General features: G+C 54.2%; 23 protein-coding genes. 5 read left to right on the plus strand and 18 right to left on the minus strand.

Features of this window, described 5'->3' with window-relative positions:
* Positions 1 to 42 precede the first annotated feature (42 nt).
* Positions 43 to 1,056: an LLM class flavin-dependent oxidoreductase gene (locus tag AC0LWM_RS01800; RefSeq protein WP_474673184.1), complete on the plus strand. Its 1,014-nt coding sequence runs from the start codon at positions 43 to 45 to the stop codon at positions 1,054 to 1,056.
* Positions 1,057 to 1,164: 108 nt separating this feature from the next.
* On the opposite strand, the gene AC0LWM_RS01805 is transcribed toward AC0LWM_RS01800, so the two are convergent.
* On the minus strand, positions 1,165 to 2,391 hold the full coding sequence (locus AC0LWM_RS01805; RefSeq protein WP_474673185.1) for a Gfo/Idh/MocA family protein: 1,227 nt from the start codon (positions 2,389 to 2,391) through the stop codon (positions 1,165 to 1,167).
* A 361-nt stretch (positions 2,392 to 2,752) separates the two neighbouring features.
* Here AC0LWM_RS01805 and nirB point away from each other — a divergent pair, with 361 nt between their 5' ends.
* The 3 genes from nirB to AC0LWM_RS01820 all read left to right on the plus strand — a co-directional run bounded on the left by nirB (position 2,753) and on the right by AC0LWM_RS01820 (position 6,528).
* Positions 2,753 to 5,221 carry a nitrite reductase large subunit NirB gene (gene nirB, locus AC0LWM_RS01810; protein ID WP_474673186.1) on the plus strand — a complete coding sequence of 823 codons (2,469 nt, stop codon included), beginning with the start codon at positions 2,753 to 2,755 and terminating at the stop codon, positions 5,219 to 5,221.
* A gap of 67 nt (positions 5,222 to 5,288) precedes the next feature.
* Positions 5,289 to 5,642: a nitrite reductase small subunit NirD gene (gene nirD / locus AC0LWM_RS01815; RefSeq protein WP_474673187.1), complete on the plus strand. Its 354-nt coding sequence runs from the start codon at positions 5,289 to 5,291 to the stop codon at positions 5,640 to 5,642.
* A gap of 31 nt (positions 5,643 to 5,673) precedes the next feature.
* Complete coding sequence (locus AC0LWM_RS01820) at positions 5,674 to 6,528, plus strand: formate/nitrite transporter family protein (RefSeq protein ID WP_474673188.1); 855 nt, start codon at positions 5,674 to 5,676, stop codon at positions 6,526 to 6,528.
* Positions 6,529 to 6,597: 69 nt separating this feature from the next.
* Here AC0LWM_RS01820 and AC0LWM_RS01825 read toward each other — a convergent pair whose 3' ends face one another.
* The 15 genes from AC0LWM_RS01825 to AC0LWM_RS01895 all read right to left on the minus strand — a co-directional run bounded on the left by AC0LWM_RS01825 (position 6,598) and on the right by AC0LWM_RS01895 (position 21,887).
* Positions 6,598 to 7,527, minus strand: coding sequence for a phosphatase PAP2 family protein (locus AC0LWM_RS01825; RefSeq protein WP_474673189.1), 930 nt, complete (start codon positions 7,525 to 7,527; stop codon positions 6,598 to 6,600).
* Positions 7,528 to 7,637: 110 nt separating this feature from the next.
* Entirely contained in the window at positions 7,638 to 9,035 is a 1,398-nt protein-coding gene (locus AC0LWM_RS01830; protein WP_474673532.1) for an alpha-L-fucosidase, read from the minus strand.
* 310 nt (positions 9,036 to 9,345) lie between these two features.
* Positions 9,346 to 10,689 (minus strand): LLM class flavin-dependent oxidoreductase, encoded by a 1,344-nt coding sequence (locus AC0LWM_RS01835; protein ID WP_474673190.1) that lies wholly within the window; start codon positions 10,687 to 10,689, stop codon positions 9,346 to 9,348.
* A 62-nt stretch (positions 10,690 to 10,751) separates the two neighbouring features.
* On the minus strand, positions 10,752 to 11,282 hold the full coding sequence (locus tag AC0LWM_RS01840) for a GNAT family N-acetyltransferase (RefSeq protein ID WP_474673191.1): 531 nt from the start codon (positions 11,280 to 11,282) through the stop codon (positions 10,752 to 10,754).
* A 102-nt stretch (positions 11,283 to 11,384) separates the two neighbouring features.
* Entirely contained in the window at positions 11,385 to 11,879 is a 495-nt protein-coding gene (locus tag AC0LWM_RS01845; protein WP_474673192.1) for a DinB family protein, read from the minus strand.
* Positions 11,876 to 13,042 (minus strand): N-methyl-L-tryptophan oxidase, encoded by a 1,167-nt coding sequence (solA, locus tag AC0LWM_RS01850; protein ID WP_474673193.1) that lies wholly within the window; start codon positions 13,040 to 13,042, stop codon positions 11,876 to 11,878. The genes AC0LWM_RS01845 and solA overlap by 4 nt, the downstream gene beginning before the upstream one ends.
* A complete protein-coding gene (locus AC0LWM_RS01855) occupies positions 13,042 to 14,238 on the minus strand; it encodes a M20 peptidase aminoacylase family protein (RefSeq protein WP_474673194.1) in 1,197 nt (398 codons plus the stop codon). The genes solA and AC0LWM_RS01855 overlap by 1 nt, the downstream gene beginning before the upstream one ends.
* Positions 14,239 to 14,307: 69 nt before the next feature.
* Positions 14,308 to 15,333, minus strand: a complete 1,026-nt coding sequence (locus tag AC0LWM_RS01860) for an LLM class flavin-dependent oxidoreductase (protein WP_474673195.1) — start codon at positions 15,331 to 15,333, stop codon at positions 14,308 to 14,310.
* A gap of 25 nt (positions 15,334 to 15,358) precedes the next feature.
* A complete protein-coding gene (locus AC0LWM_RS01865; RefSeq protein WP_474673196.1) occupies positions 15,359 to 16,111 on the minus strand; it encodes an amino acid ABC transporter ATP-binding protein in 753 nt (250 codons plus the stop codon).
* Positions 16,108 to 16,818: an amino acid ABC transporter permease gene (locus AC0LWM_RS01870; protein ID WP_474673197.1), complete on the minus strand. Its 711-nt coding sequence runs from the start codon at positions 16,816 to 16,818 to the stop codon at positions 16,108 to 16,110. The genes AC0LWM_RS01865 and AC0LWM_RS01870 overlap by 4 nt, the downstream gene beginning before the upstream one ends.
* Positions 16,815 to 17,588 (minus strand): amino acid ABC transporter permease, encoded by a 774-nt coding sequence (locus AC0LWM_RS01875; protein WP_474673198.1) that lies wholly within the window; start codon positions 17,586 to 17,588, stop codon positions 16,815 to 16,817. Before AC0LWM_RS01875 ends, AC0LWM_RS01870 begins: the two co-directional genes overlap by 4 nt.
* Positions 17,589 to 17,620: 32 nt before the next feature.
* Complete coding sequence (locus AC0LWM_RS01880) at positions 17,621 to 18,463, minus strand: transporter substrate-binding domain-containing protein (RefSeq protein WP_474673199.1); 843 nt, start codon at positions 18,461 to 18,463, stop codon at positions 17,621 to 17,623.
* A 150-nt stretch (positions 18,464 to 18,613) separates the two neighbouring features.
* Positions 18,614 to 19,498: a LysR family transcriptional regulator gene (locus tag AC0LWM_RS01885; protein ID WP_474673200.1), complete on the minus strand. Its 885-nt coding sequence runs from the start codon at positions 19,496 to 19,498 to the stop codon at positions 18,614 to 18,616.
* A gap of 159 nt (positions 19,499 to 19,657) precedes the next feature.
* Entirely contained in the window at positions 19,658 to 20,476 is an 819-nt protein-coding gene (locus tag AC0LWM_RS01890) for a helix-turn-helix domain-containing protein (RefSeq protein ID WP_474673201.1), read from the minus strand.
* Between the two features lie 160 nt (positions 20,477 to 20,636).
* Positions 20,637 to 21,887: an ABC transporter substrate-binding protein gene (locus AC0LWM_RS01895; RefSeq protein ID WP_474673202.1), complete on the minus strand. Its 1,251-nt coding sequence runs from the start codon at positions 21,885 to 21,887 to the stop codon at positions 20,637 to 20,639.
* Between the two features lie 280 nt (positions 21,888 to 22,167).
* Between AC0LWM_RS01895 and AC0LWM_RS01900 the strand changes: the two genes are divergently transcribed.
* Positions 22,168 to 22,713 carry a glutathione peroxidase gene (locus AC0LWM_RS01900; RefSeq protein WP_474673203.1) on the plus strand — a complete coding sequence of 182 codons (546 nt, stop codon included), beginning with the start codon at positions 22,168 to 22,170 and terminating at the stop codon, positions 22,711 to 22,713.
* A 227-nt stretch (positions 22,714 to 22,940) separates the two neighbouring features.
* Here AC0LWM_RS01900 and AC0LWM_RS01905 read toward each other — a convergent pair whose 3' ends face one another.
* Positions 22,941 to 24,707 carry a HAMP domain-containing sensor histidine kinase gene (locus AC0LWM_RS01905; protein WP_474673204.1) on the minus strand — a complete coding sequence of 589 codons (1,767 nt, stop codon included), beginning with the start codon at positions 24,705 to 24,707 and terminating at the stop codon, positions 22,941 to 22,943.
* On the minus strand, positions 24,704 to 25,417 hold the full coding sequence (locus tag AC0LWM_RS01910) for a response regulator transcription factor (protein WP_474673533.1): 714 nt from the start codon (positions 25,415 to 25,417) through the stop codon (positions 24,704 to 24,706). Before AC0LWM_RS01910 ends, AC0LWM_RS01905 begins: the two co-directional genes overlap by 4 nt.
* Positions 25,418 to 25,537 lie beyond the last annotated feature (120 nt).

Here is a 25,537-nt window from a genome sequence, read left to right on the forward strand (position 1 = left end):
GTATCGTAAAGTTTGGTACAGTTTTGGCGAGAGGTGATTTGGATGACCAAACTAAGTATTTTGGACCAGTCGCAAGTATGCGAGGGTCGTACCGCGGGGGATACGCTGGAGGAAACGACACGGCTGGCGCAAGCTGCCGAACGATTAGGCTATAGTCGCTTCTGGGTTTCGGAGCATCATGCGTCCAAGGCGCTTTCGTTTTCGAGCCCGGAAATATTGATCGCTCACCTTGCCGCCCGGACATCACATATAAGAGTTGGTTCGGGAGGCGTCATGCTTCCGCACTATAGTGCATATAAAGTGGCGGAAAACTTCAAGCTGCTCGAGGCGCTTCACCCGGGACGCATCGATCTCGGTCTTGGGCGGGCTCCCGGTGGCATGCCGCTCCCGACAAGGGCGCTGCAGGAGAACAAGATGGTCGACATTCGCCAATATCCGCAGCAAATCGCGGATTTGACCGGATATATCCATGATTCGCTTCCCGCCGACCACCGGTTCGCGGGATTGCACGCTTCGCCGTCGATTCAAACTGCCCCGGAGCTGTGGCTGCTCGGTTCAAGCGACGAAAGTGCACGAATCGCTGCCCTGCTTGGAGCTTCCTACGCCTTCGCGCAATTTTTCGGCTCGCCGGGTGGCGTCGAAGCGATGCGGCATTACCACACACATTTCCAGCCTTCGGTGTGGAACGAACAGCCGCATTCCATGATAGCCGTCCTTGCAGTATGCGCCGAAACCGAAGAGGAAGCAAACGAGCTTGCCATGAGCACCGACCTGTTCTTCTTCCGCCTCGAGCGGGGGCTCGAGCTGGATACGTTCCCATCGGTGGAGACCGCGAAAAACTATCCGTATACGGAGTTCGATCTGGAACGCCTTCGCCTTGCGCGCAAAAGGCGTATCGTCGGAACGCCTGCCCAGGTGAAGGAGCAGATCGAAGCCATGAGCGCGCAGTACGCAGCCGACGAAGTGATGGTCGTTTCGCCGATCCACGATTTCAATGCTCGGATACGTTCCATCGAGTTAATCGCCGCAGCATTCGGTCTCCAGGCTCAGCAGTAAAGGCGGGTTTCACCCCCTTGCGCCAATGCAACAAGGACTGCCCCGACAGCTCTAGACGAGCTGCCGGCGGCAGTCCTTGTTTTCATGGGTTCATATTAAGATGACGTCCTACTCGCGAATAGCGTCGAGCGAATAATGGCCCACGTTCTCCTCTTCGCGTACGATCCATTTGCCTTTGGTGAAGTCCGGAATGGCAACCGGCGCGCTGCCGAGTGCGATCGACTCCTCCGACAATACGGTAATGGCCATCCAAACCGCCGTATCGTAAACGTCGATTGGCGTTTGCGTTCCGTTCTTGACGCTTTCCGCGAAGGCGCGGAGCACAAGATAGTCCATCCCGCCATGTCCGCCGCGTACACCTGCGTTCAGGTAGTGCTTCCAGATCGGATGCTCGTATTGCTCCAGATACGCGTCGAACTTCTCCCATGTGTGCGCCGGGCTTCTGCCCTCTATATGTATGGAGTAGTTGTCCTCCATCCAGATGCCTTTCGTGCCTTGCACGCGGCCTGCACGGGAATACGGGCGCGGAAGCGTCGTGTCGTGAATAATGTGGATCGTCTCGCCGCCGGCGCATTTGATCATCGTCGTCACGATATCGCCTTGCGCGAATTCCAGCTTCGCCAGACGATCGTTCTCGCCGAACTTCGCTGCAGCCCACTCATTAATGCCGCGCGCTTTGGAAGCCATCGAAGTAAGCGATACCAAACGGTTGCCGCGGTTAATGTCGAGTATTTTCGACATCGGCCCGAGCCCGTGAATCGGATACAATTCGCCGTTACGTTTCAAATAGTTGCGGAAACGGCCGTGACGGTTTTGCTCACCAAGAGCGACCTCGTCGCGCAAATCATGCTCGTAGCCGCAGGCAACATGAATCAGCTCGCCGAACAACCCTTGCTTCACCATGTTCAGCAGGGCAAGCTCCTCGCGTCCGTAGCAGCAGTTCTCCAGCAGCATGCACGGCATGCCGGTTTCCTCCGACGCCCGGACAAGCTCCCAACACTCCTCAAGTGAAGCTGCGCCGCCGACTTCGATGCTTGCGTATTTGCCGGCTTTCATCGCGGCAACCGCGATTTCGGCATGGGTAATCCAAGTGGTAGCGATTACAACACCTTGGATGTCTTCCCGCGCGAGCAGTTCCTTGTAGTCGCGGTAGCCTTCCGCTTGGCCGCCCGACCGCTTGACATCGTCAAGCCCAAGCTGCAATCTATCCTCGTAAACGTCGCATACTGCCGTAATTTCTACATCTTCCATTTCCAGCAAGCTGCCAAGCAGCCCTCTGCCGCGGCCGCTAAGGCCGATTACGCCCAATTTTGCTTTCTTCGTATCCTGTCCCATACCTATCCTCCCGCTTGTATATGTTTCATGTCGATGCGAATGATTTTCACTTCCCTGTTCGCACACAATAAATCATATACGAAAACAAACGATCATTCAATAAAAACATCATATGACCGTAAACGCTCAAGCCCGTGGCAGCCCCAAGCGATGAAATTTTCCGCTCAGACCCCGAAATCTTGCCTTTTTTCGGCGGTTGTAACATTTATCACAATAATGCCGTCATGCCCGTGCTACACTGAGCCTAACGATAACAAGAAAACATTCGAATCTTTAACTTACGTTATCCTGATTTTTCGCAGCGAGTTCAATTTATGAAAGTGAATTCAATCACAACTATTGTCATATTGGAGGGAATGGAATGACGCGAGAACCAAAACGAAAACAATTAGTGCTTGTCGGAAACGGCATGGCGGGCGTCAACGTGATCGAGCACATACTCAAGCTGAGCCGGGATCTGTACGATATTACGGTCATCGGCAGCGAGCCTCATCCCAACTACAACCGCATCATGCTCTCCTATGTATTGGAAGGCTCCAAAACGATTGACGATATCGTGCTTAACGATTGGTCCTGGTATGCCGACAACGGCATTCGCTTATACACCGGTACGTCCGCAGTTCGAATCGATACGGAGCGGAAGCTTGTTATTACAGATTCAAAATTGCAGGTACAGTACGATGCGCTCATCATCGCGACCGGCTCGGTTCCGTTCGTGCTGCCGATTCCAGGCGCGGACAAAGAAGGCGTCGTCGGCTTCCGCGACATTCGCGATTGCGAAGCGATGATCGCCGCGGCCAATACGTACAAGAAAGCCGCCGTCATCGGCGGCGGCCTGCTGGGCCTCGAGGCGGCTAGCGGACTGGCGAAGCTCGGCATGGATGTTACGGTCGTTCATCTGATGAGCGACCTGATGGAACGGCAGCTCGATGCGACTGCGTCCGCGATGCTCAAAGCGGAACTCGAGGCACAAGGCCTGAAGTTCGCCATGCCGGTACAAACGACGGAGGTGCTCGGCGAAGAACGCGTTACGGGGCTTCGTTTCGCCGACGGAAGCACGCTGGAGGCGGACTTCGTCGTGATGGCCGCGGGCATTAAGCCGAACGTGAGCGTCGCTCGGGAAAGCGGGCTGCGCGTCAATCGCGGCATCGTCGTCGATGATTACCTCGCAACTAGCGCTCCCGACGTGTACGCGATCGGCGAATGCAACGAGCATCGCGGCATCTGCTACGGTCTCGTAGCGCCGCTGTTCGAGCAAGGCGTCGTGCTCGCCAAGCGGCTTTGCGGTGTGGAAACATCGCCATACATCGGGTCGGCGACATCGACCAAGCTGAAGGTTTCGGGCGTGGACGTGTTCTCGGCGGGTACGTACCAGGAACGGGACGGCTTAATGGCGCTGAAAATCGACGATCCATGGAAAAAGGTATACAAGAAGGTCGTGCTTGAAAACAACGTGATCGTAGGCGGCGTGTTGTTCGGAGACACAAGCGATTCGGCGCAAATCGCCAAATGGATCAAAGACAAGGCGGAGATGACGCCGGAACTCCACTCCCTGCTCATGGGCGGCGGCTGCTGCGGAGGCGGCGCGAGCAACGGCACCGCGGCCGTGGAGGCCATGGCTGACAACGATATCGTATGCGGCTGCAACGGCGTAACGAAAGGGACGATCGTGCACGGAATCCGCGAGCAAGGCTGGTCGACGGTCGAGCAAATCAAAATGTGCACGGGAGCGACCCGTTCGTGCGGGGGCTGCAAACCGCTCGTGGAACAGCTGCTCATCGCGACGCTGGGGAGCGAATACGATACGGCGACGGCTAAACAAGGCATCTGCGGTTGCACGACAATGGACCGGGACGCGATCGTGGCAGCTATTCGGGAGAAAGGGCTGCGAACCGTGAGGGAAACGATGCACGTGCTCGGCTGGGAACAACCGGAAGGCTGCTCGAAGTGCCGACCTGCTTTGAACTATTATCTCGGCATGCTCTGGCCCAAGGAGTACGTGGACGAACGGGAATCGCGTTTCGTGAACGAACGGCTGCACGGCAACATCCAGAAGGACGGAACGTTCAGCGTGATCCCCCGGATGTACGGAGGCGTGACCTCGCCGGCGGAGCTGAAGCGAATCGCGGAAGTGGCCGAGAAATACGATGTAAAAATGGTCAAAGTCACCGGCGGGCAGCGGATCGACCTGTTAGGCGTGAAGAAAGAAAACCTTCCGAGCGTATGGGCGGAGCTGGGCATGCCGTCCGGTTACGGTTACGCCAAAGCGCTCCGGACCGTCAAAACATGCGTCGGCAACCGGTTCTGCCGCTTCGGCACGCAGGACTCGATCGCGATGGGCATCGAGCTCGAGAAAAAATTCGAACGGCTGTGGATGCCGGCCAAGTTCAAGATGGCGGTCAACGGTTGCCCGCGTAATTGTGCCGAATCCGGGACCAAAGATTTCGGCATCGTCGGCAATGACGGCGGATGGGAAATTTACGCAGGCGGCAACGGGGGCATCAAGCTGAGAGGCGCCGATCTGCTGTGCAAGGTGAAAACGGATCGCGAGCTGATGGAAATCGCCGGCGCCTACGTCCAGTATTACCGGGAAACCGGCAAATACGGCGAGCGGACGAGCGAATGGCTGGAGCGGATCGGGCTTGAGACGATCCGGCGGACCGTTGTCGAGGACGAAACAAGCCGCAGAGAGCTGAACGAGCGAGTCGAGCTTGCGCTGCAGCAAGTGAACGACCCATGGAGGGAAACGCTGCAAGACCCGGAGCTTCGTGAACGGTTGTACGAAACGATCAATGCGGAACCGGAACGGCCTGCTAATGCAAAAGCGTAACGGAGGCTTGTTCTTCTAAGAGCGTGGATAAGGCAGCTGTAGTTATTATTGAAAGGAGTCGACGAGCATGACAAATCGGATCGAACAACCCGAACAACTCGAACAACAACATCGGACTTATGTGCCGGTACTCAGCATCGATCAGCTTCCGGAACGGATTGGCCGACGCGTTCATATCGGCAGCCAGGAGGTTGCGGTATTCCGCCTTACCGACGGACGAATCGCGGCGCTGGAAAACAAAAGTCCTCACCGGAAAGGAGGCGTGCTGTGCGAAGGCATCGTCAGCGGCGATTATTTGTTCGACCCTTTGTATGACTGGAAGATCAGCCTGATTGACGGCAAGGTGCAAGCACCGGATACGGGTCAGGTGAAGACGTATCCGGTCCGCGTTGAGAACGGGCAAATCATGATCGGCGTATAGATAGTCAGCCAATTGAAAGGAACGATGCACTATGTTTAAGGAATCGATCGAATCTGTAGTCGAGGCAGCCCTCAAGAAAAAGCAACTAATGGAACAAAGCCTGCTTCGGTATTTGGCAGCCTCCGGGCTCGCGGGGGCATATGTCGGCCTTGGCATCGTACTCATTTTTTCGGTTGGGGCGCCGCTTTTCGCCGTCAAATCGCCGATGACTACCACTTTGATGGGAATGAGCTTTGGAGTTGCGCTCACGCTTGTTATATTTGCCGGATCTGAGTTGTTTACGGGTAACAATATGATATTTACGATGAGCAGCCTGACCGGTGGGACCAAATGGCGGGATGCCGCAAAAAACTGGTTCTGGTGCTTCCTCGGTAATTTGCTGGGCGCTATGGTTCTCGTCATGCTGGTGAAGGGTTCCGGAATATTCGCCGGAATTAAACCGGATCATCTGCTGATGACGGCGGCGGCGAAGAAGATGAATATGCCTGTGGACCAACTGTTCTTCCGCGGCGTTCTGTGCAACTGGTTCGTTTGTTTGGCCATTTGGTGCGCGATGCGGACCAAAAACGAAATGGCGAAGCTGATGCTCATCTGGTGGATGCTGTTCGGATTTATCGCGTCCGGGTACGAGCATAGCATTGCGAATATGACGGTACTCGGCCTGGCTCTTGTCCTCCCCCACCCGGAAACGGTAAACTTGGCAGGATGGTTCCACAACATGATTCCGGTCACGCTCGGGAACATGGCGGGAGGCGCCTTTTTCCTCGGTTTTGTCTATTGGTTCGTCACGCCGGTCAAATGGGGCGCAAAAGCTAAAGATGTGCAGCGTCCTGAGAATCAAGCCTCGTCGAAGGAACAGGGTGTTTTGCCCGAGCATGTCGGCTGAAACAAAGAAGCCATCCGTACGCAATAACAAGCGAACGGATGGCTTTCTTTGTATGATGGTCGCAGGTTTTCACTTACATTCGACCGACGTCCCTTCGCTCCGCTTCCGGCCCGGGGAAACGGCGCGCTCCAGCCGTTCTCCCAAAGCTTCGAATTTTTGGGCAAACGCGCCAAAGAGCTTCGACGCCACAATCCAATCAGCCAGCTTGACACAGCCATATGCGAACAGCATGCCAGCGACGACGTCGATCACCCAATGAATTTTCAAGTACATGGTCGATACGATGATCGATATGCAGTAGACGCCAAGCACAAGCCGGTACCATCGGCTTCGCTCCCGCATCGACAGCAGAAATCCGGCAAACGCGATCGACGTATGCATACTCGGAAAACAATTCATTGCCGTACTGAATGCCTGCTCGGGGGTAAGATTGCGTTCCAGCATATCCGGCGTACCCTGCACATACCAGACTTCTTGCAGCAAAATCGTATTATAGAACAGCAAAATAAACGGCACCTGCAGCAAATAGCCGGCCAAGGCGTAACGCCCGAACTTGTGCACGTCTTTCGTAAAAAACGCCCGAATCAGACAAATCCAATACGACAGCGCAAATCCGAAACCATATACCCACTGCATGTAATGTGTCAGCCATTTCGGCTGCCATAAACGGAAGAAAGCCGCATCGTTGAACGGGATCGAATTGAAGAGATCATTCCAGTTGAACACATGGTGAATGGACTTCGTCTGCATGCCGACAACCCAATTCCACATCGGATTGGCATAACGGTAGATTAGGTAAAATATCGTTAGCATGATCAATCCGGCGGGCAAAAAACGCAGCCACCCGATCGGTTTCCTGTCTCGCGCGATGCCGAACAATGTAAAGGCGGCGAACAGCAGACACTCCCAACCCCAATTCGCAACACGCGAGATCGCGTACATAATAAGCGCCGTCAGAATGAACAAAACCGGCAGCGCCATAATTCTAAGCAGTTTCACGGAAAGTAACCCCAATTCATCATTCAAAATCATAAGAAGCGTTACTTCCGCATTATACATTTCTTGCCGCGATTCCGCTACTGTTTACAATAATTCGCTGCCGCAGTTATTTATTTCGTTAAAATCCGGAACACATGCGCAACCGGAGCCGGCCCTTCCGTCTCCGAGGAAGGCAATGTTACCGTCAAGCCCGCATCAGTCCGGATATATTCAAGCGCCGCATCCGTGCCAACCAGTTCAACGCCTTGCACCTGCCCCGTATACGGGATCGAAACGGTTGCCGATACCGGTGTTTGAGCGGTTTTGTACAGATGGGTGCAATACACCGTATCCCCTTTGCCCGTAAAAGCGCAGTTATCCTGATAATACGGAGCGCATGGGCGCGTGCCGTACACCGCTTCGCCGTATGTTGCAAGCCATGCGCCAAGCTCCTTCATCCGCTTGATCGCGCCTTCCGGCAGGCGTCCGTCCGGCTGCGGTCCGACGTTCAGCGCCAGGTTGCCGCCTTTGGCAACGATTTCCATCAGGATTCGGACGATTTGCCGCACCGACTTGTATTCGTCCTCGTATTTGAACGAGAACGAGGTGCCCATCGTAATGCAGCTTTCCCAAGGCACGTTCATCGCTGTCTCTGGGATCGTCTGCTCCGGCGTTATAATATTCTCATACGCCCCGCCAACCGTCCGGTCCGCGGACAGCAGCCACGGCTGAGTTTTGCGCATTTCCTCCACGAACTCGCCGAGGCGGATATCTTGCCAAGCCCTCCTCGACTGCGGGCATACCCAACCGGCATCCAGCCAGAGCACGTCGATTCGGCCATACCGCGTCAGCAGCTCGCGCATTTGCTCATGCGTAAATTGAACGAATTGCTCCCACAGCCAAGGATACTCCTTCGGATCGTAAGACGGGCCGCGCCACATATGGCGGCCACGCGCCATGCCCGGCGCCCAATAATACGGGGTATTCCAGTCGGCCTTCGAGAAGTAGGCGGAGATCCCCAATCCTCTCGCGCGGAAAGCATCGAACAAATGCTTGCAGATGTCTGCGTACTTATGCGCGTGGAACGGCGTATCTTTTCCAGTGCTGCGATATTCCGTCGTATGCGTGTCCCACATGCAGAAGCCGTCATGGTGCTTCGTCGTAAACGTCAAATATTTGAACCCGCCTTCGGCTGCAAGGTCGGCCCACAGCTCCGGCTGGAAACGGATCGGATTAAACGTTTTGTTCAAGCCGAAATATTGGCGCTTGAACTCTTCCCCGTCGACGTCCCAATCGATGCAGTTCCGCGACCAATCGGCATCATCGTCGCTGAGTGCCCAAGATTCCACGATACCCAGCTGGGAATACGGCCCCCAATGCATCATCAAGCCAAGCTTCTGATCCTTGAACCATTCAAGACGCTCCAGAAGAAGCGGATTTTCCGGTTTTACCCATTCTTTTTCGCTGCTGAAATTGTGCACGCCGGCTTCCACTTCGTGCGCGGCGTTTTCGTCTTCGACTTGATCCATCGTATGATCTGTCACGATACTTCCTCCTCCTACTGAAAGAGCTCCATTCTGCTAAGCGAGCAGAACCTTTCATGAACAATGTATATATAACAAAGAATATATATAACAAAAGAAACGATGCCGCAATTCGTAAAATTCAACCGAGGTTGATTTTTTCAATGATGACGTAGGTAACCTTTTTCAAATACGACGCTTTTTTCGCCTTAAACGAACTTTCGCACCGCTTCAACCCTTGCGGCGCCTGGATTCTTGCCTTTCTCGGAACAACAAAAAAACCGGAGGACGATGCCCCCGGGGTTGTTCGATCACATTATGAACCTGTTCTCACTTCTTTCGCTCTTGCAACCGTATAACGGTTCGCTGGAATTTGTAATTCCAGATTGCCGCGCAGCGTATCGGATTCGTATTCGGTCCGGTAAATGCCCCGCTCCTGCAGGATCGGTACGACGTGATCGACGAACTCGTTCAAGCCGTTCGGCGTGGCGTTGCTGACGATAAAACCGTCTGCCGCTTCTTCCTCGTACCATTGCTGAATCAGGTCGGCCACCTTCTCCGGCGTGCCGATAAATTGGCTTGGTGGCGTCGTGACCTGGAGAGCCACTTGGCGGAGGGTCAAGTTGTGCTCCTTCGCCGTTTTTTTGATTTTATCCGTGCCGCTGCGGAAGCTGTTGCTGCCGACGTCGCCCAGCTCCGGGAACGGTTCGTCAAGCGGAAATTGCGAGAAGTCAAAGTGGTCGAAGAAACGGCCCAAATAGTTCAATGCGTTTTCGATCGTCACAAGACCCGCGATCTCCTGGTATTTGCGCTCGGCTTCCTCTTCCGTTGCGCCCAGAATCGGCCCTATGCCCGGCAAGATGACGATATCAGCCGCCGATCGACCGTAAGCCACCGCGCGCTGCTTCACGTCGCGATAAAACTTCTTCGCTTCCTCGATCGATTCCGGACCGGTGAAGATCGCATCGGCTTCCTTCGCGGCCAAATCTTTACCGCTCTCCGAGGAGCCCGCCTGGAAGATGACCGGCTGACCTTGCCTGGAACGCGCGATATTAAGCGGCCCCTGAATGGAAAAATGCTTGCCTTCATGGTTCAGTCTATGCAGCTTCGACGGATCGAAAAATACGCCCGAATTTTTATCCCGCACGAATGCGTCGTCCTCCCACGAGTCCCACAGCCCCTTCGTCACCTGCAAGTACTCCTCGGCGATTTGGTAGCGCAAGTCGTGCGACGGATGCTCCCGCTTGCCGTAGTTTTTGGCTGACCCTTCCAGCGGCGAAGTGACGACGTTCCAGCCTGCGCGGCCGCCGCTGATATGGTCGATGGAGGCGAACTGCCGCGCGACCGTAAACGGCTCGCTGTACGAGGTCGATAACGTGCCGACAAGCCCGATGTTCGAGGTGACGGCGCCAAGCGCGGACAAAATCGTAATCGGCTCGAAGCGATTCAGGAAGTGCGGGAGCGACTTCTCGTTAATGTATAGACCGTCGGCGATGAAGACGAGATCGAATTTGCCGGCTTCCGCTTTTTGCGCTTGGCTTTTATAAAAATGAAAATTGACGCTCGCGTCCGTGATCGCGTCCGGATGCCTCCATCCCGCCATATGGCCGCCGACGCCGTGGATAATCGCGCCAAACTTGATTTTTTTCCGTTTCGCCATCGTAATTCCTCCCCAGTCCCTATTCACTCATTCTTCAAATTTCTAAGTCCCCGATGCTTAGTTCAATTGCTTCTCTGATTGTCTAATTGGAGCCGAAAGCTCTTTACGAGCGTATCCCCGTTGTAGATGTCCTTGTCGTAAGCGCGCTCGAAGCCTAACCGTTCGTACAGCCGTACGGCGGACGCCATCATGTCGGACGTGTGAAGATGAAGCAGGGACGCTCCGAGCTCCTTCGCCCGGCGGGCGCTTTCCTTGATAAGCTCCGTCGCGACGCCCATTCCCCTCGCTTGCGGAGATACCGACAAATAACGAATGACCGGCGTATCGATCACAAGATGAGGCAAACCGTAAGCCGTTTTTGCCGAATCGAACATCTGCACGCTGCCGACAATGCGCCGGTCGACCTCGGCGACGATGCGGGCGATCGGCCCTTCGCCAAGGGCGGAAGCGCGAATCGCTTCACGGTATTGCTCCCAACGTTCGGCCGGCAGCACCTTGCCGTACTGCTCATAAGCGTCCAGCATCACTTGCCGGATATGCTCCGTGTCCCGCTCATTCGCATCGCGAATTACGATGACTCCTGTCGTTCCCATACCTCCGTACCTGCCCTCCATCAAATATTGGTTGATGCTTTTACGCGCTCTTACACGTACTAATTGCGAATCCAGTGCGGCCTAAGGTGTGGAAAGCCATCCTTATCCCGCTCTTTCCCGGGTCGGGTCGATGCCCGCCGCTTGCTTGATCCGGCTGATCTGGCCGATATGCTTATGAACATGGGCGATAAAGCCCTTGAATGCCGCCTCGACCGTCACGGTCTCGCCGCGGAAGTTGACGGCGGATTTTTGCCAATCGCCGGGCGAGAGGCGTTTGTATAGCTGGCTGTTGTAGAGCAGCAGAGCCTGGAAAACATCCAATATGTCGACCGCCGAGCCGTCGTTCGCTTTGGAACCGCTGACCCACGAATCTTGATCGAATGCAGGTAACCGGGCAGACGTTCCCGCCAGAATGTCGCGAATCCGAAACGATACGACGATATGATGGTCTGTCACATGCGACAACACTTCGGTAACGCTCCATTTGTCCGGCGATTCCTTCCACTTTAACTGCTCCTTCGACAGCCCTTCGATCGCTTGCTTCAGCAGATCGTATGTTTGTAAATACGGCCCAAGCTCGATTTCATACTGGCTCATCCGATACTTCCTCCTTCTCCTTCTCTTTCTCCTTGAAACCGGGATATCGCAAACGGTCCGATGTCGAATCGAGTTGCGCGCTCGACAACCAAATCGGAAACGATCTCCCCCACGACACTGGAAAATTTAAAGCCATGGCCTGAAAATCCTCCGGCAATGACGACATTATTGTGCACAGGATGGGTGTCGATAATAAAATGTTCGTCCGGCGTCAGCTCGTATTTGCAGACCGCGCCTCGCAGCAGCTTTCCGGCCGCAAACGGCAAATATTTGACGAGCGCAGACCGAATATGCGCTTCGTCCTCGGCATAATGACCGAACGGCTGCACCGATTCGCCCGGACGCCAATGCAAGCCTACGTCGTGGCGCCCGATCTTCACTCCGGCGCCGTCGATGCTCGGGAAGCCGTAATAGCCGCCCTCCGGCGTACCCAGCGTAAATCCGGGGAAATCCCCGGCATCGTACAGCGGTCGTTCCGGCTGAAACCAACCGACGGTTTTGCGTACGGCGCGGATCGGCAGCTCCACGAACGGCGCCAGCGTTTCGAACCAGGCGCCTGCACTCAATACCGCTTTATCGGCGCGGTATATGCCCTTGGCGGTTTGGACCGCGACCTCGCCTGATGATTCGATGGAAATGCGTTCCACCGGCGTATTCGGCAGGATAATCGCGCCTTCGGCAACCGCCAACTGGCGATACGCCTCGACGCAGGCTTCGCTGAACAAATACCCCGCATCGCGTTCGTACAATCCCTGGAAATGCTCGGGAACCGTGATGCCGGGCCAACGGCGGTGGATTTCGTCCGCACCCAGCCGCTCAACCGGCAGCTCGAACCGCCGCGCGTCCTCGTACCGCGCCTGATACGAATATAACTCGGGATCGGCCATGTTCAGCACCCCCGATTGCACGAGCAGCTTGCGTCCGGTCGCTTCCTCCAGCTCGTTCCACAGCTGATGGGCGCGAATCGCCATCGCCACGTAGGCTGAACCGCCATGGTACGCATGCCGGATCAGCCGCGGTTCGCCGTGGTGGCTCCCTTCACGGTGCGGCGGATCGAACGCGTCGATCAGCAGCGTCTTAACGCCGCGCCTCGCGAGATGATACCCGGCGCTCATGCCCATAGAGCCGGCGCCCACGACGATGGCATCGTAAGACGCACGCATTATCGCACCCCCACATCGTCTCGGGCGTCGGCGGCAGAGAAGCGTTCTAGCACTTTCTCCGCCAAGGCGGCGAAATAATTCGCGGCAACGGGCAAAGCCCGTTCGTCGACGTCAAAGGCGGGATGGTGCCATTCATGCGGACCGGACGTTCCGACAAAAACGAATACGCCGGGAACTTCCTTCTGGTAAAACGCAAAATCTTCCCCTGCGAGCGTCGGCGCGGGCGCAACGGCCTTTACGCCTGCCTCGTCTGCAACCTCACGCGCGAGTTGCGCCAAAGCATCGTCGTTATGGACCGCCGGCGGCCCTTGAATCCAGCGCAGCGAAGCTTTCGTTCCGTACGCCGCTGCAACACCCTCGACCGTCTGCGCGAACCGGGCAAGCACCCGCTCTCGCGTCGCCGCCTCGAAAGTGCGCACCGTACCGTCCAGCACCGCTTTGTCCGGTATGACGTTCCAAGCCGTCCCGCTATGTATGCGGGTCACGCTGATGACGGCGCTTTGCAGCGGGCTAACGTTGCGGCTGACGATCGATTGCAGGGCCATCACGATATGGGCCGACGTCACGATCGGGTCGATGCCCGCTTCCGGTACCGCTGCATGGGTGCCGAGCCCGTCGACTTCGATGACGAAGCCGTCGGCGGCGGCCATGAGCGGCCCTGGCTTGATGCCGAACGTGCCGACCGGCAAATCCGGCTTGTTATGCAGGCCGACAATGGCCCGCACGCCATTGAGCGCCCCGCTCCGGATGACGAGCGGCGCCCCCGCCGCTTTCTCCTCGGAAGGCTGGAAGATGAACCGGACCGTTCCGGCAAGCTGGTTCTCCCGCTGCTTCAATTGAAAAGCAGCGCCCAGAATCGTTGCCGTATGAAAATCGTGCCCGCAGGCGTGCATCTTTCCCGGTACAACCGACGCATACGGCAAGTCGGTTTCCTCCTGAACCGGCAAAGCGTCGATGTCCGCGCGCAGCGCGACAATCGGTCCTCCGCCTGGTGGCCCGACTTCGGCGATTAGCCCGGTTTTCAACGCATGCCCGGTGATCCGGATACCGGCTTCCTCCAGCCAAGCGCGAATCGCCGCCGTCGTCTCAAACTCCTCATGGGACAATTCGGGATTCCGATGCAAGTGGCGCCGGATATCGACCAATCTCTGCGCAAATTCGGTTACGTTTTCGTGCTTCGCTATATCATTCGCCATGTTTTCAGCTCCTCGCAACTTGATTCTTGTGTAGGCTGGCTACCCAGCCAACCCGATTCCTCCCGGCTCTCAACTGACTTGCTCTCTGGCAGGCCGCTCGGCAAAAGCCTCCTGCAGCAGCTCGAAGGAGCGGACGCGCTTAGAAAAATCTTTCACCGCCGTCGTGACGATGAATTCGTCGACGCCGAACGTGAACTGCGCCTCCAGCAATTTCTCCCGCACCGTCGCCTTGGAGCCTTTGATGATCTCGGCTTCCTTCTCCTCGATCGTAAATTTCTCCTTCGATTGCTTGCCGTACTCTTCCGCTTGCAGTATCGTCGAAACGGTCAACGTTTTTCCGCTCTCCAGATGAATCTTAACGTTCTTATATTCGCCGGCCAGCACCTTCGCCTCTTCGTCCGTCTCCGCGACGATCAACGACAAGGCCAAAATCGATTTCGGCTTCGTGCCCCGGCTGTAGTTAAACTGCTCGCGATACAAGGCAAAAGCGTTCAAAGCCGTTTGCCGATCGCCGTTAATAAACTGGGCGAACACATAAGGCAAACCGTGATCTGCCGCCAATTCGGCGCTGCCCGTGCTCGTGCCGAGCATATAGATGTCGGCGGGCTGCTGCGGGACCGGCGTGGCGCGCAATCCGTGCAGCGGATGATCCTCCTCCAGCCGGTTGTATACATACCGCTCCAGCTCGCTCAACTTCGCGTCCAGGGACGGGGCTTCTCCGCTCCCTTGCTGCAGCGCCTGCGTCGAACGAGGCAGACCGCCCGGCGCGCGGCCAATGCCAAGGTCGACTCGCCCCGGTGCGAGCGCCGCCAGGACGTTGAAATTTTCCGCCACCTTGTACGGGCTATAATGCTGCAGCATGATGCCGCCGGAGCCGATGCGAATGCGCTCGGTTTTCGCGAGCAAATGCGAGATCAGCACCTCAGGCGACGAGCCCGCCACCAAATCCGAGTCATGGTGCTCCGAAACCCAGAACCGCTCGTATCCGAGCCGTTCGGCGATTTGCGCCAGCTCGATCGTATGCCGAAATGCCTCGGCAGGCGTTTCCCCTGGAAACACCGGGCTTTGATCCAATATGCTCCATTTCAAACTCATGCCGTTCTCCCCTCTCACATCTATGTTAAATGGAATAACTCCATTCCTGCGTAATCCGCTTCAGAAACTGCTTCGTCCGCTCCTCCTTCGGAGACATGAAGATTTCGCTCGGCTTGCCTTCTTCGACGATAACGCCTTCGTCCATGAACACGATATGGCTCGACACGTCTCGGGCAAAACCCATCTCATGGGTCACGACGATCATCGTAATGCCTTCGCGGGCGATTTTGCGGATCACCCCAAGCACTTCGCCGACAAGCTCGGGATCAAGCGCCGACGTCGGTTCGTCGAACAGGATGACCTCCGGCTCCAGCGCAAGCGCCCTGGCGATGCCGACTCGCTGCTGCTGCCCACCGGACAGCTGGCTCGGATAAGCGTCGAGCTTACTTGCCAAGCCGACTTTTTCGAGCATATGGACGCTTTTTTCCCTCGCGATCTCCTTGGGCAGCCTTTGCGCTACGACCAGCCCTTCCATGACGTTTTCCAAGGCCGTTTTATGCCGGAACAGGTTGTAGTGCTGAAACACCATCGCCGTTTTTTTGCGTAGTGCGTAGATTTCTTGTTTCGTCGCATGCTTGCAGTTCACTGTCAGGTCGCCGATGGCAACAGAGCCGTCGCTAGGCTTCTCCAGAAAATTGATGCAGCGCAGCAGCGTTGTTTTGCCAGACCCGCTCGGTCCGAGTATGACGACGACCTCGCCTTTCTCCACGGTCAAGTTGATGCCCTTCAGCACCTCGTGCCTGCCGAAGGTTTTGCGAATGTTCGTCATATGGATCATGCGATTCCACCCCGGTTGTACGTATTTACCCGCTTTTCCAGCAGCGCGGTTCCTTTCTCGATCAACAGCGTAATGCCCCAGAAGATGAGTGCAGCGGCAATGTACGCTTCAAAGAACTTCCAGTTCGTCGATGCGACGATATTCGCTTTGGCGTTCACTTCCACCACCGAAACGGTAAAAGCCAGCGTCGAGCCGTGCAGCATGCCGATGAGCGAGTTGGACAAATTCGGCAAGCATACGCCGAACGCCTGCGGCAATACGATTCGACGCAGCGCTTGCGATGTCGACATGCCCACCGCATAAGCCGCTTCGAGCTGCCCTCGATTTACCGCCATAATGCCCGAGCGCACGACCTCGGATAGATAAGCGCCGGCCGTAATCGAAAATGCGATGAACACAAAATAGATCACCGGAATCGACGCCGAGTGGAAATCGGAGCCGAACAGTTGGGCCAAAGCATCGATCAACTCGGGCAGCCCGAAGTAGATCAGGAACAGATGCATCAGCATCGGTGTGCCGCGAATAAACGTGACGTAAAAGGTGGCGAAATATTGGACGACGGGCACCCGGTACAGCCGAAGCAATGCGACGATTGAGCCGATGACGAGCCCGGCCGATACTGACACCACTGTAATGAGCAGCGTCATCGGAATGGCGGATAGCAGCTGCCAAAGCGCTTCGAATATAAACTTCAGATCTAGCTTCATAATTGCGAGCCCCCTTTGCCGAATCGCGGCACGAGCAGCCGGAAGAACGGACGTAGGCCAACCGGCGCTTCTCGGGCGATGATCGGCAGCTGGTATCGCTGAAGCCTCCGTTCCGTCCATTGCAGCAGCTTTTCCAGCGCCAAACTGACCACGAAATAAATGAGCGACAAGCTAATATACAATTCGATAAAATGCTGCGTGGCCGTCCCGAGCGTTTGCGACTGCCCGGTCATCTCCATGACGCCAAGCGTGAAGGCAAGCGATGTCTCCTTCAAGTTCGCGATGATCAAATTCGCGAAGATCGGAACCGATATCGCAAGCGCCTGCGGCAGGATAATGCGCCTGAACGTCTGATATCCGCTCATCCCGACCGCATACGCGGCTTCCGCTTGACCGCGGTCGACGGCGTTCACCGCCGCGCGGATAGCCTCCGAGATGTTGGCCGCGCTGTGCAGCGCATAGATGAAGATGACAAAGGCCAGCACGGGCACTCTCGATACGTCGATGCTTACAAGCTTGAGCAGCTCCGGCAAACCGTAATACAGCAGGAACAGCTGGATCAGAACCGGCGTCCCCCGGAAAAACGATACATAAACCGCCGAGATCCGTTTCAATACCGGAACGTTGTAAAGCCGGGGTAAGGCGACAATCAGTCCGATCACGAGCCCCAACGCAATCGAGCTAGCCACGATAAGTAATGTGATATGCAGATATGACAGCAGTTTGGGGATGAATTCAAAAATATAATGAAATTCGAACCTTCTGCCCATTTTCATCCACCCCCTTGTGCTTGTTTAAGCCGCTATTTGCTTTCTTTAATGCCCTTCGTAAAGTCTTCGCCGAGCCATTTAACGCTCAGCTTGGAGAGCGTTCCGTCCGCTTTCACTTCGCGAATCGCTTCGTCCAGCCTGTTGGCCAGCTCCTGACTGTCTTTGCGGAGCACGAACAGCACATCCGATTCCGTGAGCGGTTCGCCGACCGTTTTGAGCGCCTGTTTCCCGTCCTTGTCGGTATAAAACCGGAGCGCGAAGTCCGATGTAATCGTCGCGTCGACTCGCCCGCTCTGGATTTGAGCGACCAAATCATTCGCCGCGCCGCTCGTGTATACGATGTTGATCGCGTTGTCGTGCGCTTTGTTGTATTGCTCCAAAATGTAAGCTTCGTTGCTCGTTGGGCTAGTTCGTACTTTTTTCCCCTTGAGATCATCGATCGATTTGATCAAATCGTTGTTTTTGTCAATGGCCACTTTGTTCAAGAAGACGCTGTACGCCTCTTTGTTGAACAAATATTTCGCTTCGCGGTCCGGGTTTTTCTCCATCTGGTGAGCGATAAAATCGATCTTGTTCGTTTCAAGACTCAGCAGCAGGCTGGAAAATTCCATCGTCTTGAACTCGAATTCGTAGCTGGGAAGACGTTTGTCGAGCTCCTTCACAAGCTCCACGTCAAAACCGGTCAAATTGCCGTTCGAGTCGATAAAGCATACGTTCGGGAATTGCGTCCCTGTTCCGACAACGATTTTTTTCACTTCACCGCCGGAGGCGCCGCTGCCGGTTTCGCCGTTAGCCTCGCTTTTCGTTCCGCAACCGGCCAGCACGACCGTTAGCACAAAAACCGCCGTAACCCCTAACAACTTTTTCTTGTTCATCGAAATACCTCCCACGTTATCCAACAGATTATTTACTATTCCTATAAGTTTTATAGGATTTATATGTTCATCATTGTATCATCCGCTCATGAACTCGGATAATAGAGTTTTTCTATTCGACGATAGCAAAGTCCGATAACTCCCATCGACCTATTGCGATATGTTCAACGTTTTGCACAGCTCCAAAACCGTTTCGACCAACGATGTATTTTCCCCGTGAAGAGAAATCAGATTCGTTTGCAGCGAAATGCCGACAATTTCCGGAAAATCGATCGGCAGCAGCTTTCCCTCCCGCACTTCATTCCGGACGCATAAGCCGGGTAGGAAGGCGATTCCCGCACGCTGCAGCACCAGCTTCTTCGCCAGCTCCGAATTGTCGGTTTGAACTTCGATATTCGGCGGTTGATTCAAGCTATCGAATACACGATGAATTCGCAGCCAATCCAATGCACCGCATTCAAAGAACACGAGAGACTGATGACCGATCGCCTCGATCGTGATTTCGCCGTCCCCGAGAAACGGATGCCTGTCATAAACGTACAACCGAATCGGATCCTCGTATAGCTTGACGGACAACAAATTGGGGTGCGACACGTTTCGAACGAACGCGAGATCGAGCTCCCGCTTAAGCACCTTGTTCACCAGATCGTCGGTTACGCCGGTCGTCAGCTTCAAGTTGAGGTCCGGGTACAGAAGCTTCAGCTTCGGCAGCAGCTCCGGCATCACGTAATTGGACACGGATACCGTGCAGCCGATCCGCAGCTCGTGCGGCGTCGGTTTGTTTTGCTGAATGTGCAGCTTGCCCCGCTGGATCGTTTGAATGACCTGCTGCGCGTAAGGCAGAAATCTTTTTCCCTTCTCCGTCATCTGGATTTGCTTGCCCTGCCGGTCGAACAGCTTGCAGTCTAGCTCCCGCTCCAACGACTGAATTCTTGCCGTAACGGACGGCTGCGACAAGAACAGCACTTCCGCAGCTTTGTTGAAGCTGCCGTAATGGTGTACGTATACGAACGCCTCGATATTTTCAATGTTCATCGCCCGTTCTCCCCCCATTATTATTTCTTACTATTCCAATAACTTAACTTATAATTAGGTTAGTTGTATATTACTGGAGTGAAAAATCGCTGTCAATCCCGGATTTGCAGTGACTGTCTCTTCTCCCGCGCACAAAAAAAACACTCAGTACACTGAGTGTCAAATCCGTTTATTCCACGAGGCTTTGCGAATATCGGTAGGCGTTCTGCCGGTCTGATTCTTCACCAGGCGGGCAAAATGATACGATGTTTTGAACCCGCAGCGCGCCGCGATTTCGTTGACGGGCAATCCGGATTGAACCAGCAGCTCGATCGCCTTCAGAACGCGGAATTGCCAGACGTATTGAATCGGCGTCGTCCCTTCGCCGGCACGAAACAATCGAACCAGATGCTCCGGGGATACGCCGGCTTCCTTGGCAAGCCCGGACAACGAAATAGGCTCGGCATAATGCTCCTGAAGCCAGCTTTTGGCGGCCGCCACCGAAGGATGTGCCGCTGAATTCGCTAGAAGCGACTCGTTGTGGCCCGCCACATAAAATTGCAACGCGGCCAGCCCTAAGCTTTTTATCGCATCGTGTTCCTTGCCGTACATGCTTTGGGCTTGCAGCAGCGTGTCGGTCAGCCTGTTGAGCGGCTCGGGGATTGGCTGACTGAACGGCAGAGCATCCAGTTCAGCCCGTTCGCTAGCTGTAAGCATCTCGTAATGGACCGCAATCCAGCGGTGCCAAGTCGTCTGCTCGCGGGCAAATGTAAACGTCTCGCGTCGTCCGGGCTGAAGCAATACTACATTCCCGGGTTTGACCGAATGCGTTGTGCCATCGATGTCGACCTCCATATGGCCGGTATGAAGCAGAACAAGCTGGAGGTCCTGTTGAATGCGTGGGCCAAACGTACCGCCCGGCGGATAATGAATGGTTCCGGCATATACTGAGCGGATCGGGTCTAAGCGAAACAAGGCGGCGCCATGCCGATTTTCCATGAAGATGACTCCATTCTCCAACAGCTTCTTTTTTCCATCGTGAAGGCAATCGGTATTAACGCAGTCATTCTAGCACCGTCTTGTGCTGGGAGCAAGCTAGTTTTTCCCGTTATCGATGCATATGCATATCTACCAAAGCAAGCAATGCTCGGTCTTGCTTTTATTTCTTATCTTCTTTCCTTCTCTTCCAAACGTCATGCACCTGTCTTTCCAATTCGTCGATCGCTTCATCCAGCGTTTTTTTATTGTCCAGAACTTTCTTTAAAGCATCGTTAAGGTACATTTTTAATGCTTCCTCCCCATCAGTTCCATGATCAAGTAGAACGCGTTGGTCTTTCATGAATTGCTCCGCTGTTGTCCCTTTGTCGAAAAAGCGGTCCAACTGCCCAGCTTGATCTCCTGGTAGGATGTAGGCTCTTGCAGGTACTACGTAGTGTTTTGGCAAATTGTTCCGAGCTGCTTGTTCCCCGTAAGCATACTTGAAAAATTCCCAAGCTTCGTCAGATTGTTCGGCAAACGACGTAATGGAGCCTATATCTTCGATTTCGAAACTCCTCGTACGAATGCCATCGGGGCCAACCGGCAGCGGAATCGTAACGATATCATCGGGATGTTCGCCTAGATAAAGTCCGGATAGGGTCATCGCCGCACGATCTTCAAACCAATAGTTGATCACCTGTCCAGGAGCTTCTGTACCTAAAGTGATAGCTGGTTGAAAGGGCGCTATAGTACCCGATTGATATCCGTTAAGCACTGTATTGAACAAACGTTTCCACTGTTCGGTATGCACATTGAAGTTGCCTGCATCATCAATGAACGACATATTATAGCTCTTTCGCATGTGATCCAATATGATGTACGGGTCAGCTGTGCTCATATACGCAACGCTAAGACCGAATATTTGGCGATCTTCACGATCGGAGTCCGTAAACCGTTTCGCCGTTTGGAAAATTTCCTCCCAAGTCATGTTCTCATTCGGGTATTCGACATGATATTGATCGAACAAGGACTTTTTGTACTGCAGGACAGAGGCAGTATAATAATCGGTCAAACCATATAACTTGCCGTCGCCGGCCAACGTTTTAAGGTAGGAAATTAAAAAGGAATTCATGTTTTGCATATCCAAACGATTTTCTTGAACTTCCGCAAGCACTCCCGCAGCGACGAGCTCTCTATAATGTTTATTTCTGAAAAAAACGATATCGGGCTTCTTTTGTTTAATGTTTTCAACCATAGAAAAATTCACGTCATCGCTGATCAATTCGATTTTCAGCTCCGGATACAGCTTCTTGAAGCCGCCATAGAATTCATCAAACCATTTTGTGATGAAATTTTCCGGCATCATACTCATAATCTTTAGTGTCCCGCCGGATTTTTTCGGCGTAATAGCCGTTTCCGCGGGCTTCTCCAAATCGTAAGAATCCTCACCCTTCTCCTCCGAGCAGCCGGTTGCGAATATCAACAGAAATAATAGCAATAGAACTAGAGACCTTTTCAATATAATGCCCCCTCGCAATTCAATATTTTTTTGGGATATTTTATATTATTTATCATTTTACAATATATAGGAATGGAAAATCGTTCAAAACATTATAAATTTCTTCAAATAAAATAACCGAAGACTCCGGATGGCTGTCTCGCTCAAAAATCGATACAATAAAGAAGAATACATACTAGGGAGGATGACTGGAATGAACGTCTACGACTTTAAAGCGAGAAACATTCGCGGAGCGGAAACCGGTTTGGACCTTTACGATGGAAAGGTGCTGCTCATCGTCAACACGGCAAGCAAATGCGGCTTTACGCCACAATACGCGGATTTACAAAAACTCTACGAGAAATACAAAGAGCAAGGCTTCGTTATCCTCGGATTTCCTTGCAACCAGTTTGGCGAGCAGGAGCCGGGTTCGAACGAAGAAGTCGATACGTTCTGCCAGCTTAATTACGGCGTTACGTTTCCGCTGTTCGAGAAGGTGGAGGTGCGCGGCGCGGGCAAACATCCGCTGTTCGCTTATTTGACGGAGCAAGCTCCTTTTGAGGGCTTTGACATAAGCACGCCGTCCGGCAAAATGCTGAACGCCTATTTCGAGGAAAAGATGCCTGACCGGTTGAAGGACGACGAGATCAAATGGAACTTTACGAAGTTCCTGATTGATCGCGAGGGCCGAGTCGTGAAGCGCTTTGAGTCTTCAGTCGACCCGCTCGACATCGCGCCTGTCGTAGAGTCGTTGCCGTAATCGGCTCGTACTCGCTCATCCGTCCAAAGGCAAAACAAGCGCCCTCTTTGTGGAGGGCGCTTGTGATTTGTCTAGTGAGGTGCAATTACGTTATTTTTCTTATTCCTTCAATCGCTGCAGATCTTTTTGAACTCCTTTCTCCAGCTCGGCGATCGCTTCATCCAACGTTTTTTGCATATTTGTTATCTACAAGGATTGTTGTTTCGTGCGAGGGCGTTTAATCATTACTACAAAAGAAATATAATCCGTACCGTCGTTCCGGCTCCAGGCCGGCTGTCAACCTCGATCCTGCCTCCATGCGCCTGCGCCAACTGCCGAGCGATCGCCATGCCGAGTCCCGTTCCTTTGCCGCCCACTTCCGTGTTCGTCCCCCGGTAATAGCGCTCGAACAACTGCTCCATCGTTTCCGCGTCCATCCCTTCGCCGTCATCTTGAATTTCGATGGCAAACGCCCCTGCTTCGCCATTCCCACCGCTTTGCTTGCGCAGAACAACTCGAACGGAAGTGCCTAGAGGGTTATGCAAAATCGCATTGGCGAGCAAATTGTCCATAATGCGCCTGAACCAGCTACGATCAACCGGATAATGAATCGGCTCCGCGCACGGTTCCCAAGTCAGCAGCGCCTCTCTAAAGCCCGGATCGTTCCGGAATGCCTCGACGGATTGCCCGACGAATTCGTTCATATCGGCTAACTCCCGCTGAAGCGGCAGCGCATCGTTGCTAAGGCGGAACGTTAAGTTTAGGTCATTGATCAGTTGATCCAAATACTCGGCTTTTTCTTTCATGACCGTCGCGAATTGCCGTACTTCCGTCTGCGACCATTCGTATGTTTCGGCTTCCAACATGTGCGCATAACCGGAAATGGAAGACAGCGGCGTTTTCAAATCATGCGAAACGCCGGCAATCCAAGCCTCCCGCGATGTTTCCAGCTTGAGCCGAATATCGTCGTTTTGCTTCAGCGTGCCCGTTAATTGCCGCAAGCTATGAATCATTTCCGTATAGGCCCGGTACTTTCGTTTCCATCGGCCTTTGCGCGTTTGGCTGCGCGGAATCCCGTGGCGATCCGCCGGTTCGTCGTAAACGCCGTTGCCCAGGTTGCGCAGCCAATCCATCATATGCAGCATCGGGGTGCCGAACCGGTGTCCATACCAAAACGAAAGAATCATGAATATGAGCATGATGCCCGCGAACAGCAACCCGATCCCCCAAAGCAAATATTTCAGTTCCGGAGGAATGCCGGATTCCGCGGGCTGACCCACGGTTTGGTCGCCATAAGGCACGCTAACGACCCAAGTGATCTTCCGCTTCTCGTCGTAGTCGAAGGCAAGCCTTTGCCTGCTCGTCTCCTCATCCTTCGCACGCATCATCAGTTCGGGAACCGAATAATGCGAAGGAAGCTGCGGCGACGCGTTAAATGCGGCCAATACCGCCCCGTGTTCATCCAATAGTTGCAACGATGCGGCATGCTTGCTTATTTCGCGGCGCACTGCGTCGGTAAGGCGCAGCTTCCCATCATCGTATGCGGCCTCCCGCTTCACTTGCTCCAAAATCCGGTCATCGACGTATTTGACGCCATATAGCAGTGTGTACGTTACCCCTTGCTTCTCCTGAATCAATACGTACAACGAATAAGGGAAAGGTTTCTGACCTGTCCAAAAGGCCGTCAGTTCGCCCGGTCCGTACCGCGCCGGCACATCGTCCGGAACGTAATACGAAGCCGTCGCCTCGCCCCGATCGTTCACCACTTGAAGCCAACCGCCGCTATTTTTTATTTTGACCAACATTTCCTCTTCGATGTGGGCTTTGCCGTCCTTCACCTGCAGCGCCTGCATCATGCCCGATAAGCCGGAACGGGCGAAAGCCCGGTTGTAGTCCCCTTCGATCATTTGCATGGCAATAAAAAACATAATGGCAATGAACAAGGCAAGAAGCACAGTCCCAACGACTACCAGCTGAATTCCGAATTGGAAAAACAACCGCCTTCTGACGTTCATAGCCGGCTCCCCGAACGAACCAGCTTATAGCCAAGCCCCCGCACCGTGACCAAAAATTCCGGCACGCTCGGATTTGCCTCAATACGCTCACGGATTCGATGGATATGTACCATTACCGTGTTGTCGTCACCCAAGCTATCGTCTCCCCACACTTGCTCGTATAGCTGCTGCTTGCTGAAAATCCGGTTTGGATTTTTGCACAAAAACAACAGCAGCTGAAACACCTGCGCCGGGCACCCGACCTGCTCCCCTTCGACCGTCAGCTCTCCCGCATATTCATCTACCTGAAATCGGCCGAAATCATATACGTCCTGTCTCCGCGCCCTCGCTTCCACCTGCTTCATATGACGCTTCAACTGCGCCTTAATGCGGGCGACAACCTCCAGCGGGTTAAACGGCTTCGTTACGTAATCATCCCCGCCGACGGCAAATCCAGTCAATTTGTCAAAATCCGTCGTCCTTGCCGTCACGAACAAAATCGGCGCATTCGTCCATTGCCGCAGCAGCGGGCATAGCTCGAAACCGCTCATCTTCGGCAGCATGACGTCCAATACGATATAGTCATAGTGCTTGCGCTTGCAAGCATCGAGCGCCGCCTCGCCCGTCTCTGCCGTATCGATATGCACAAAACCTTCTTTTGCAAGAACGGTCTCCATCATTTTGACGATTGCCGGTTCATCGTCCACCAGCAACAGATTTGCCTTGCTTATGTCCATTAAGTGACATTCCTCTCTCCCTATCATTAACTTCCATCATAACACGCCCGCTTGAACCGTGGCATAACGGAACCTGAACGGAACCTTAACGAAAATTAAGGCCCTGTTAAGACT

The sequence above is a fragment of the Paenibacillus sp. sgz302148 genome, from assembly GCF_056120465.1.